12 protein-coding genes are annotated in these 10718 nt (G+C 31.7%); all 12 read left to right on the top strand.

Annotation, left to right across the window (positions count from 1 at the left end):
- Positions 1-475: 475 nt before the first annotated feature.
- Entirely contained in the window at positions 476-697 is a 222-nt protein-coding gene (locus ACQV2P_RS01685) for a DUF3784 domain-containing protein (RefSeq protein WP_428885350.1), read from the top strand.
- 32 nt (positions 698-729) lie between these two features.
- On the top strand, positions 730-876 hold the full coding sequence (locus ACQV2P_RS01680; protein ID WP_428894537.1) for a helix-turn-helix domain-containing protein: 147 nt from the start codon (positions 730-732) through the stop codon (positions 874-876).
- Between the two features lie 74 nt (positions 877-950).
- Positions 951-2945, top strand: coding sequence for an HsdM family class I SAM-dependent methyltransferase (locus tag ACQV2P_RS01675; RefSeq protein ID WP_428894425.1), 1995 nt, complete (start codon positions 951-953; stop codon positions 2943-2945).
- Complete coding sequence (locus ACQV2P_RS01670) at positions 2935-4011, top strand: restriction endonuclease subunit S (RefSeq protein ID WP_428894536.1); 1077 nt, start codon at positions 2935-2937, stop codon at positions 4009-4011. The genes ACQV2P_RS01675 and ACQV2P_RS01670 overlap by 11 nt, the downstream gene beginning before the upstream one ends.
- Positions 3974-4552, top strand: a complete 579-nt coding sequence (locus tag ACQV2P_RS01665; protein ID WP_428885352.1) for a restriction endonuclease subunit S — start codon at positions 3974-3976, stop codon at positions 4550-4552. The genes ACQV2P_RS01670 and ACQV2P_RS01665 overlap by 38 nt, the downstream gene beginning before the upstream one ends.
- A gap of 9 nt (positions 4553-4561) precedes the next feature.
- The gene (locus ACQV2P_RS01660; protein ID WP_428894534.1) at positions 4562-5494 is read left to right on the top strand and encodes a DUF4268 domain-containing protein; all 933 of its coding nucleotides are present in this window, start codon (positions 4562-4564) and stop codon (positions 5492-5494) included.
- A 9-nt stretch (positions 5495-5503) separates the two neighbouring features.
- Positions 5504-6361 (top strand): toll/interleukin-1 receptor domain-containing protein, encoded by an 858-nt coding sequence (locus tag ACQV2P_RS01655; RefSeq protein ID WP_428882462.1) that lies wholly within the window; start codon positions 5504-5506, stop codon positions 6359-6361.
- Between the two features lie 73 nt (positions 6362-6434).
- Entirely contained in the window at positions 6435-6761 is a 327-nt protein-coding gene (locus ACQV2P_RS01650; protein WP_428882461.1) for an RNA helicase, read from the top strand.
- A gap of 223 nt (positions 6762-6984) precedes the next feature.
- Complete coding sequence (locus ACQV2P_RS01645) at positions 6985-7638, top strand: AlbA family DNA-binding domain-containing protein (protein WP_428894546.1); 654 nt, start codon at positions 6985-6987, stop codon at positions 7636-7638.
- 54 nt (positions 7639-7692) lie between these two features.
- On the top strand, positions 7693-8232 hold the full coding sequence (locus tag ACQV2P_RS01640) for an ATP-binding protein (RefSeq protein WP_428894532.1): 540 nt from the start codon (positions 7693-7695) through the stop codon (positions 8230-8232).
- A gap of 755 nt (positions 8233-8987) precedes the next feature.
- On the top strand, positions 8988-9650 hold the full coding sequence (locus ACQV2P_RS01635; RefSeq protein WP_428894530.1) for a response regulator transcription factor: 663 nt from the start codon (positions 8988-8990) through the stop codon (positions 9648-9650).
- Positions 9638-10708 (top strand): sensor histidine kinase, encoded by a 1071-nt coding sequence (locus tag ACQV2P_RS01630; RefSeq protein WP_428894528.1) that lies wholly within the window; start codon positions 9638-9640, stop codon positions 10706-10708. Before ACQV2P_RS01635 ends, ACQV2P_RS01630 begins: the two co-directional genes overlap by 13 nt.
- The last annotated feature ends 10 nt before the right edge of the window (positions 10709-10718 follow it).

Raw genomic sequence — 10718 nt, 5'->3', positions numbered from 1 at the left:
GTAAGGTTGTTTTTTTAAAAGTAAGTAGCAAGCTTGCCCTGCACTTTCTAAGTAAGTGATTCTAGAGGAGCGTGTGCCGTTTTTAACGACAACTCCTTCCTTTTGGCAACAAAGACAGCTATCAACAGGATAGGTCAGTGTACGCTTTATGTGAAGCTTATTTTAGATATTTTCCACACAATGATCAGATAATTTTACGTTAGGGTCTTTTATATGGAGTATCATGAGTCATAACACAGAGTCCTTTCTATTTTAGTTACCACTTTTAATAGATCGGACTTCTGTGTTTTTGTGTACCAAAAAATAGGGTTGAAGAAATAGGGTTGAAGGAAGTGTTTTTCTTCCATCAACCCTATTTATTATAGAGCCTTTATTTAAAAGCAAAGTTGTGTTTGATATAATTATCTTTAAGAAATAAAAGACGAAAAATTTCAGCTGTTTTTGATGATTAGCTAAAATTATGGAGGAGATATTAATGACTTTATTAAAGATAGTATTGATTGGATTAGGAATTACTTTCTGCATGTTTGGATATCTAATCTATTTTAAAAAGAAATACAATCTAATCAATGGATTTGAATCAGATTATAAAGCTGGAAGTGACATAGAATCTTATGCACGTAGAGTTGGTTTAATTGAATTAGGGATTGGGGTTATCTTAATAATGGCTGGGATTATTCTGATCATTGTCAAATAGTAAGATTTAGCTTGTTATTGAGAGATAAAAGAATGGCATTTGATTACAGTAAGCTCTGGAAAATTTTAGAAGAGCGAAAAATGTATAAAAAAGATTTAAGAATTGAAGTAGGAATGTCTTCAGCAAAACATGGCAAAAACAAAATTTTTAGTATGGATGTGTTGGGAGTAGTTTATTAAGCTTTAGGTCGTAATGTTTGGGATATAGTAAATTGTGTGATTATCAAGTAGAAAATGGAGTAGATAAGATGAGTATACAAGAGAAGGAAAAAAGTACAGACCTATGGGTATATGATTTATTAAAAGAAGCAAATATTGACCTAGACCCACAAGGATCAACAATTAAAGAAATTAATGATGCCTTAAAGACTGCTTCAAAAAGGGGAACTGGTAATGTCGGTTATCCAGAATACACAGGTACAGTTAAGGACTTTTTGATTGTCATTGAAAATAAAGCTTCCGTTTCCAATCATGAGATAAGAACAAAAGAAGATTTAATTTCTGAAGAAACACAGGCTATCTGTGATTATGCAGTTAACGGAGCTTTGTTTTATGGTAAAAACCTAGCAAAAAATACATCTTATAAAAAAATTATAGCTATTGGTATTTCAGGGAATGAGAAGCGTCATAGGATAAGCCCTATATTTGTAGATGAAAGGGGCAATTATAAAGAACTACCAGAAGTTGAAAGTTTTATATTATTTAATGAAGATAATATAGATGAGTACTACATCAGAGAGATTTTAGAAGAAGACACCAATCAAGAAAAAGAAACAAAAGAAATTTTAAAAGATGCAGCAGAGCTTCATGAAGATTTGAGGAATTATGGTTCAATTCAAGATAAGGATAAGCCACTAATTGTTTCAGGAATACTACTGGCCCTAAGGGAGGCAGATTATGGTAATTTTTCTATTGGCAGTTTAATTGGTGATACAAATGAAAAAACTACCGATGGTCAAAAAATTTATAAGGCAATAAAAGATAATCTTGACCGAGCTAATGTTTCTCCCCAAGTAAAAAAAGACAAATTATTGAGTCAGTTTTCTGTAATTAGAGATAATACTTTAATTAATGAGGTGAATAACACCCTTGGTAAAACCCCATTAAAGCACTATACAGAATTTCTAGAAAAAAGAATCTATCAAAATATTAGATACAACAGAAATGGGGAAGACTATTTAGGAAGATTCTATGGAGAGTTCATGTCCTATTCTGGAGGAGATGGCCAGTCTTTAGGAATTATTCTTACACCAAAACATATCACCAGTTTATTCTGTGATTTATTAGATATAAAAAGCACTGACATCATATTTGATCCATGTTGTGGTACAGCTGGCTTTTTGATATCTGCTATGCACAATATGTTGAGTAAAACGGGAGATGTTCAAGAAAAAAGAGAAATAAAGAAAAATCAGCTCTTTGGGGTTGAGTCTCAATCCTATATGTTTACCATTGCAACGACCAATATGATTTTACGTGGAGATGGGAAAAGCAATTTAGAAAATGCGGATTTTCTAAGACTAAATCCTGCAAAAATCCAAAAGGAGTGGCATCCCACAATTGGTATGATGAATCCTCCATATTCTCAAGGGTCAAGTGCAAATAAAGATCTTTATGAAATTGCTTTTACGGAGCATCTATTGGACTGTATGGTTGAAGATGGAAAAGTTGCTATTATCGTTCCCCAATCTACCATGACGGGAAAAACAAAAGTCGAAAAGGAAATCAAGGCAAATATATTAAAAAACCATACCTTAGAGGGTGTTATTACCTTGAATAAAGATACTTTCTATGGAGTTGGGGTAAATCCTTGTATTGCTATATTCACAGCAGGTGTTTCTCACTATGAGAAAAAAGAGTGTAAATTTATAAATTTTGAAGATGACGGATATATGGTATCTAAGCATGTAGGCTTGGTTGAAACACCAAATGCAAAAGATAAAAAGCAGCACCTTCTTGATGTCTGGTTTGACCGTATAGATAGCGAAACAAAATTCTGTGTCAAAACGACAGTTGAAGCAGATGATGAGTGGCTACATTCTTTCTATTACTTTAACGATGAAATCCCTTCAGAAGAAGACTTTAGAAACACCATTGCTGATTACATTACCTTTGAAGTGAATATGATAACTCATGGAAGAGGATATTTATTTGGGATAGAAGATGAAGAAGATGAGAATGAATATGAGATTCATAGGGCAGAAGAATTGTTAGTTGCTGAGGAAGATGAGGTTTATGATGAAAAATAGACTATCCTTAAATGATGTGGAGTGGGGAGAGTTTTTTATTGGCGGTGAAGAAGGAATATTTAAGATTTCGTCAACAAGTAGTGGAATTGATAAAAACAAACTGAATTTAAATGCGGGGATGATTCCATATATAACAAGAAGTGATATGGATAATGGAATCAGCCTTTTTATTACAAAAGAACAAGATATTAGATATAGAATAGACGAAGGCAATGTTATAAGTATAGGTTTAGATACACAGACTGTTTTTTATCAAGAAAATCCATTTTATACAGGCCAAAACATACAAGTTCTTAAAAATAAAAACCTAAATAAAAGAGTTGCTATGTTTTTAATCCCGCTACTCAAAATACAGATGCAAAAATTTAATTGGGGAGGTAATGGAGCGACGCTTGGTAGATTAAATAGGACAAAGATATTGTTGCCTGTGGATGCAAATGGTAAAGTAAACTGGCAATTTATGGAAGATTATATCAAACAAGAGCAAAAAGAAATTGCAGAGAATGTTATTAACTACTATGAACAAAAAATACTAGAAACAGCTTTTGATTTAGTTGGATTTGAAGATGTTGAGTGGAAAGTATTTCCATTTGATAAATTATTTAGAAAAATTCAAAGAGGGAAAAGACTTAAAAAAGCTGACCATATTGACGGAAATATAGCTTATGTTTCATCTACTGGCCTTAATAATGGGGTTGATGGATTTATTGGAAACAAAAAAGATGTTAGGTTTTTTAGAGAAAATTTAACAATAGCTAATAGTGGGAGTGTAGGTTCTTGTTTTTATCATCAGTATGAGTATATAGCAAGCGATCATGTAACATCACTAACATTAGAAAATGCAGATAAACATATTTATCTTTTCATGGCTACTATAATAAAAAGACTTGAAGAAAAATATTCATTTAATAGAGAGATTAATGATAAAAGAATTCGAACTGAAAAAATCATATTACCAGCAGATAAAAAGGGCAATCCACACTGGGACTATATGAGTAAATTTATGCAAAAGCTAGAAGTTGAAAAGCTTGAAAAAGCCCTTGAATATATATATATATATATATAGATTAGCCATTTCCGAGGCTTTACGTCTACCTTTACTAAAAGAAAAAGAATGGAAGGAATTTTGGTTAGAAGACCTTGTTGATATTTCTGGGGGTCGTGATATTTATGCAAAAGAAAGAATTGATGGGGATATTCCATATGTAACGGGAACAGCAAACAACAATGGGATTGGATATTTTATATCAAATAAAAACCCAACACTAGAAAGAGGATGTATTAGTGTAAACAGAAATGGATCAGTGGGATATGCCTTCTATCACCCTTACGAAGCTTTATATGGCAATGATACAAGAAAGCTTAGATCTAAATACAAAGATAAATATTATTCAATGTTCTTAGTTCAGAGTATAAAAAGTCAAAAAGAAAAATATGGATACGGTTATAAAATGGGTACAGCAAGATTAAAGAGACAAAAAATAATGCTTCCTGTAAATAACATAGGAGGCCCTGACTTTGTATATATGAAAAAATATATGCAAATAGAAGAAATTAAAGCGTTCTATCAAACACTTGATTATTATAAGAAGAAATATGAAAACTAGGTGGAAGTTATGAGTGCAAATACAAAATTAGGAAGATTAAAAGAAGTAGATATTAGAGAGTTATGGGCACACGAACAATATAATTTTTCTAACTGGCTAGCCAAAGATGAAAATATAGACTTATTAAATGACACAGTAGGTCTGACATTGACCGATATAGACAAGGAGGTTTATGTAGGTTCCTATCGTTGTGATTTAGTAGCTGTTGATGAAACAACTGGTGTAAAAATCATTATTGAAAATCAATTGGGTTCAACTGATCACGATCATTTAGGAAAAGTTATTACTTATGCTTCAGGGCTAGATGCAAATGTCATTATCTGGATTGTTAAGGAAGCTCGAGAAGAGCATAAGAGTGCTATCGAATGGCTAAACAACAATATGGCTAAAGAAATCTCCTTTTTTCTATTAGAGATTAAAGCTTATAAAATTGGAGACTCTTTACCAGCTCCGATGTTTAGAGTGGTAGAAAAACCCAATGATTTTATCAAGAGCAATAAGAGTGTAAAAGATGGTGACTTATCGAAAACTCAAGCCGAAAGACTAAACTTCTGGACAGAGTTCAATAGAGTTGTTACAGAAAGTGGAAAGCCATTTAATGTTAGAAAGGCAACTACAGATCACTGGTATGATGTAGCAATAGGCACAAGTGATGCTCATATCAGTATTACATTGGTTAATAAAGATGGAAGCATCGGTGTAGAACTTTATGTTCGAGATAGTAAAGACTTATTTGATAATCTTTATGAACATAGGGATGAAATAGAGTCTAAACTAGGCTTTAATATGCACTGGGAAAGATTAGATGATAAAAAAGCATCTAGAATTAAATCATACATTCCTGGTTTGAACTTCAATAAGCAAGGTAATTATCCTGAACTTATGAATCAAGTAATTGAGAGAGTAGTTAAGGTTAGAGATGTTTTTAAAGGATACTTATAGAGGTGCTTAATGTCAGTTAAACAATATCAAAGCCAACTTAATAATCTTGATAAAGATATCGCTATTTTAGAAAAAAAGCGTGCAGAGGAAGATAGGAAGGCTGCACTTAAAGAATCTAAGGCATTAAAAGTTACAATAAGTAAATCAGCTTCTCAAGCTACTGTGAATAGTAAATTAAGACAAATTAGTCAGTATCAAGAGATCGCAACCAAGGCAAGAGCGAAGAGTGCGAATTACTCTAAGAAAATTGGTGAGAAACGAAAGAAAAGAAATGAAGTATATCAAAAACTCCAGAAGGCAGAGCAGGATTTGAAGAAGAAAGAAACAAAAGAGACTCAAAAGATCCAACGTATGTATGAGGACAGAATTAAGGAACTAGAGGGTGTAGCTATATCAAAAGTAGAATCGATAAATAAAACATTGAGTAGTGAAAGAGCGTATGACGTATTTATTTCTCATGCTTATGAGGATAAGGAGAGCTTTGTAAATGAACTAGTTGATGAGCTTATGAAAAAAGGTGTTTCAGTTTGGTATGACAACAAAGATACTGTTTGGGGCTCATCATTACGGGAAGAAATTGATAGTGGGTTGAAGCATTCGAAGTATGGAATAGTGGTGCTTTCTCCTTCATATATAGCAGATGGTAAGTATTGGACCAAACAGGAATTAAATGGTTTATTTCAAATGGAAAGTATAGAAAGTGGAAGAATTTTGCCAATCTGGCATCAGTTAACCAAAAAGGAAGTGGCTAATTATAGTCCGATGATAGCTGATAGAAAAGCGATGACTACAGCTATTCTTACACCAGGAGAGATAGCAGAGGAGTTCGCAAAATTATTAAAGATTGTTTCAGAAGGTGAGAAGTGAAAAAAATATGACTTTGTAAGCTTGTTGATAGTTTTAGCACCTCTGAATAAGCTGTAGCGAGGAGATTCAATTAATGGAAACAGTAAGAATCATGCTCCATATATGGGCTGGCCCAATCTGGGGATGCACGTTTGATGAAGATAAAGGAGAATATGATTATGATATTGAACTCATTGTTAAAGACGATGAATTAATGAGGTTACATCAAATAATACAAGATTTATACTCGTCAAATTATGTTCTCACTGAAAATGGAGTGATCACAAATACTGACCAGGAAAAGGCTGACAAAGAAAGAATGTTGGATTTACTTGTAAAGCTTATTGCCAGACTTAACGAAATCAATGAGGGTAGTTTTATAATTGATGATAGAGAGACGGAACGAGTTAGGAGTCTCTGATACTAAAATGGTACTATTCCTTAAAAAAACAGAGAATAATATGAGTGAAAAATGGACCTTGTTCACAAAAGTGGCTTTCAAAAGCCCCTGTAAGTAGCTTTAATTTCAAGGAGTGGGAGTAGTACTCAGTGTTTTATGTTTTATAACTACAAGATAAAACTATTTTTTGCGTTTGCTTTAATACGATAAATCTATGGAGGTTAACGATGAATACTAGAGAAACATATATTTAGAATTTAAATCCAAACTATCCGATAGTTTTTTAAAAACAGTCAGTGCTTACGCAAACTATAATGATGGTATTATACAATTTTGGGTAGATGATAGTGGTAACTCTGTTCACTTTAAGGACTTACAAGAACTTTCCTTAAGGATTGAAAACAAGATTAATGATAGCATTAGGCCAGTTCCTGAGTACAGTATAGAAATAGATGAAATAAAAGAAATTGTTGAATTAAAAGTTTATGAAAGTGGGCTTAAGCCCTATCTATATAAGAATAGAGCGTATATGAGAAGAGATTTTTCAAGTTTACCTATAGATGATAGAGACGAAATGAAGAGACTTATATTAGAAGGTTTGAAGCAAAATTATGAAGATTTGCCTCCAACAAATCAAGAACTAACCTTTAACCTTTTAGAAGAAGCACTACGCAAAAAGATGAATATGGATAAACTAAGTTTAGATATATTAAAAATACTAGGCTTATATGATGATAGAAAGGGATATAATTTAGCAGCACAAATTATATCTGATGAAAATAATATTAGAATGATTGATATCGTTACGTTTGGTATTGATATTAATGAATTTAAGGAGAAAATTTTAATTGAAAATGTTTCTATACTTAGTGCATATAATCAAGCTGTAGAAGTATAGAGAAGATATTTTAAATACGAAAAAATTGAAGGAATTATTAGAAAAACGATCGAGATGATTCCGGAAGATGCTTTTAGAGAAGCGATCGCAAATGTTCTAGTGTATAGAGAATGGAGTATTCCAGCATCAATTAAAGTAGAAATTTATGATCAATATATTGAAATATCTTCACCAGGAAGCTTACCGAAAGGATTAAGTAAAGAGGAATATATTAGTGGGCAAATTTCTATTCTTAGAAATGAAAAAATTGGGAGCTTGTTTAATAGATTAGGTTTAATAGAAAAATTTGCAACAGGAATAAAACGAATAAAACATTTATATCAAGGAAAAATAAGACAGCCTATTTTTGAAGTGTATCCCAATTCAATTATGATTAGATTACCCATAATGACAGATCAAATACAAGGTTTAAGTGAAAGTGCATCTGTTCTTTTACAAAGAATGCCTATAAATAAAGAATTGAGTAGATTGGAAATTGAAAAAATAACTGGTTTTGATAAATATAAGAGCCTCAGAGCTTTGGATCATCTAATGGAAGAAAATTTAGTCAGAAAAGTGGGGCAAGGTAGAGCTACAAAATATATAAAATTATAAACGGGGAGTATATATCTTCTTTGATACTATAATTATACTATTTCTCTAAAACTGAGCATAATAAGAGTGAAAACAACCTTTTGTTCATATAATTGACTGCAAGAATCCCTATAAATAGCTATTTCAACTTAAATTTCAAGGAGTGGGAAGAAAATTTAAAATCCCTTAAAGCATTTTATACCATGGTTTTAGGGGATTGTTTTTTTGTGAAAAATGAAGTTGTGATACTGTTTTCGATATAAAAAAACTCTAAAAAACACCTTTGAAAATGAGTTTAAGATATTTTTTTAATTGAAGAGGAGGAATAATCTTATGGAAGAAATGATAGTTGACAAGAACTGCTAAAAAAACTTTTTGAGAAATTTGATAAAAATCATATAATTGTGTAAAAGATAAAAGGCCATGTAAAAGGATCTTAATATAGCCTTTGTCCTTTGATAAAATGTATATTCTTTGTCTTTTGTAATGTATGAATAGTTTTTTGATTTGGCATACGGATGATTTTAAGTATAAAATATATGTAATTTGAAATAGTACCTACATAGTAGAAAGTATTGAATGAGGATAATTTATTTTAGTTTCAAGTTTTTCAAGAATAAAAGCAGCTTGTCTTCTTCAATGATTGACTGATAAAAAGTCATAATCGAAGCATTAGGAAGAATATGTTGAGAAACGAATAGTAATATTGTATGTATTTATATTAAATTCTCTAGGCTTAACGATAAGAATTATTTAATAAAGGAGTTGCCCTTATAATGCAAAACAAAACGCTTTTAATCATTGAAGATGATAGAGACCTCGTGGATATGCTGGAAATGTTTTTAGAAAACAAAGAGATAACTGTCTTAAAAGCTTATAATTCTGATGAAATTCCTAACGATCTATCTGGAGTCGATTTAATCCTTTTAGATATCAATTTGCCCAGAAATAATGGGTTTGAAATCTGTAGACGGCTAAGAGAAAGATGGTTAATGCCAATTTTGTTTTTATCAGCAAGATCTGATAAAGAAGATAAAATAAAAGGCCTAATGTTAGGGGGAGATGATTACATTACCAAGCCGTTCTCTTTAGATGAGCTCTATGCGAGAATTTATACTAACGTAACTAGAGGTGATCGAAAAGGACAAGCACAATCAAATAATATTTCGCTTCTTGTTGAATCTGGAACCTGCAAAGTTAATGGTGATGAAATTGAGTTGACAAAAACTGAATATGAAATAGTAGCCTTACTCATCAATAATCCCAAACAAATTTTTAGCAAAGAAAGAATTTATGATAGTTTAAGGGGAATTGACAGCTATGGCAGTCCCCAGGTGGTTTCGGAGCATATCAGAAATATTAGAAACAAATTATCAGAACATTCAGAAGAAGATTTGATAAAAACACACTGGGGGCTGGGCTATTCATGGATTGGCTAAGAGAATTTTCTAAAAATTGGAAACTGAGAGGGGCATTTAATTTATATTTGTCCGTTAGTCTAATTTTTTCGATTCCGTGTGGTTTGCTTCTACAAGTTTTTTTAAATGACATAAAGAAAAATTTTCTTTTATCAAATGCTTTAACTGACCGAACGAGTCTTCTTAATAGTTTGATGTTTTCAGATTTATTGCGAGCAATGATTGATTTCACACCGATTGTGGTGATTATCCTATTCTTTTGTCTTTTTTTTAACCTATTTTATAAGCATAAAATAGAATTGATTTTTAAATTTTTAGAAAATTATGAAGAGGCGAATATAGAAGACCAGAATGAACTGAGTAAGAAAGTCTTTGAATTGGTAGTGAAAAATATAGAATTAAAGAAAGATCGTTTTAATTCTATTCAAAAGACCAACGAACTATCTAAAAAATTGGATACGATTTTACATGAGATAAAGAATCCACTAGCTGTGCTAAGTGGTGACATGGAAATGCTGAATACAATTTATGAACCGGATGATGAGAGAGTGAAGCGAATTTTATCTCGCATGACTAGAAGCGAAAAGAGGATTCAAGATTATGTTAATAATCTCCAGATAGGTCAGAACATGGCAGATATGGAACTAGACATTCGGACAATCAAGAGTAAAGACTTATTGTATATGATAAAGAGAGAATTAGATTGCTGGGAGGACAATCTTTCTTTTAGGTGTAAATTAAAAGATTTATCTCAAAAAATCGACCTAGATCTAGAAAGATTCATAGAAGGTTTGGTTAATATTCTTAAAAATTCGAAAAGACATGCTAAAAATCAAATAACTCTTTCCCTTTATGAAAATGAAAGTTATTTAATAGTAGAAATAGAAGATGATGGCTTGGGATTTTCTCAAGAAGCCCTCAATAATTACAATAAGCCCTACTTTAGTGAAAACCCTTTAGTAGGTAACATGGGACTGGGATTGTACATTACAGATGAAATAATGAAAAAACAAGGGGTAAAGATGGTCTTGAGTAATAATGTAGGAGCCAATATAAAATTATTTATAAAAAAGGCCTAATCTTGGAAAA

This window comes from Facklamia sp. P12932 (assembly GCF_050409545.1).
Taxonomy (GTDB): Bacteria; Bacillota; Bacilli; order Lactobacillales; family Aerococcaceae; genus Facklamia.
The sequence above is the reverse complement of the archived record's forward strand: the minus strand, read 5'-3'. Positions and strand labels throughout refer to the sequence as shown.

What these genes read in the sequence shown, in the direction of transcription:
- ACQV2P_RS01685 (WP_428885350.1), top strand. Translation starts at nt 476, where the DNA reads ATGACTTTATTAAAGATAGTATTGATTGGATTAGGAATTACTTTCTGC.
- ACQV2P_RS01680 (WP_428894537.1), top strand. Translation starts at nt 730, where the DNA reads ATGGCATTTGATTACAGTAAGCTCTGGAAAATTTTAGAAGAGCGAAAA.
- ACQV2P_RS01670 (WP_428894536.1), top strand. Translation starts at nt 2,935, where the DNA reads ATGAAAAATAGACTATCCTTAAATGATGTGGAGTGGGGAGAGTTTTTT.
- ACQV2P_RS01660 (WP_428894534.1), top strand. Translation starts at nt 4,562, where the DNA reads ATGAGTGCAAATACAAAATTAGGAAGATTAAAAGAAGTAGATATTAGA.
- ACQV2P_RS01655 (WP_428882462.1), top strand. Translation starts at nt 5,504, where the DNA reads ATGTCAGTTAAACAATATCAAAGCCAACTTAATAATCTTGATAAAGAT.
- ACQV2P_RS01650 (WP_428882461.1), top strand. Translation starts at nt 6,435, where the DNA reads ATGGAAACAGTAAGAATCATGCTCCATATATGGGCTGGCCCAATCTGG.
- ACQV2P_RS01640 (WP_428894532.1), top strand. Translation starts at nt 7,693, where the DNA reads ATGATTCCGGAAGATGCTTTTAGAGAAGCGATCGCAAATGTTCTAGTG.
- ACQV2P_RS01635 (WP_428894530.1), top strand. Translation starts at nt 8,988, where the DNA reads ATGCAAAACAAAACGCTTTTAATCATTGAAGATGATAGAGACCTCGTG.
- ACQV2P_RS01630 (WP_428894528.1), top strand. Translation starts at nt 9,638, where the DNA reads ATGGATTGGCTAAGAGAATTTTCTAAAAATTGGAAACTGAGAGGGGCA.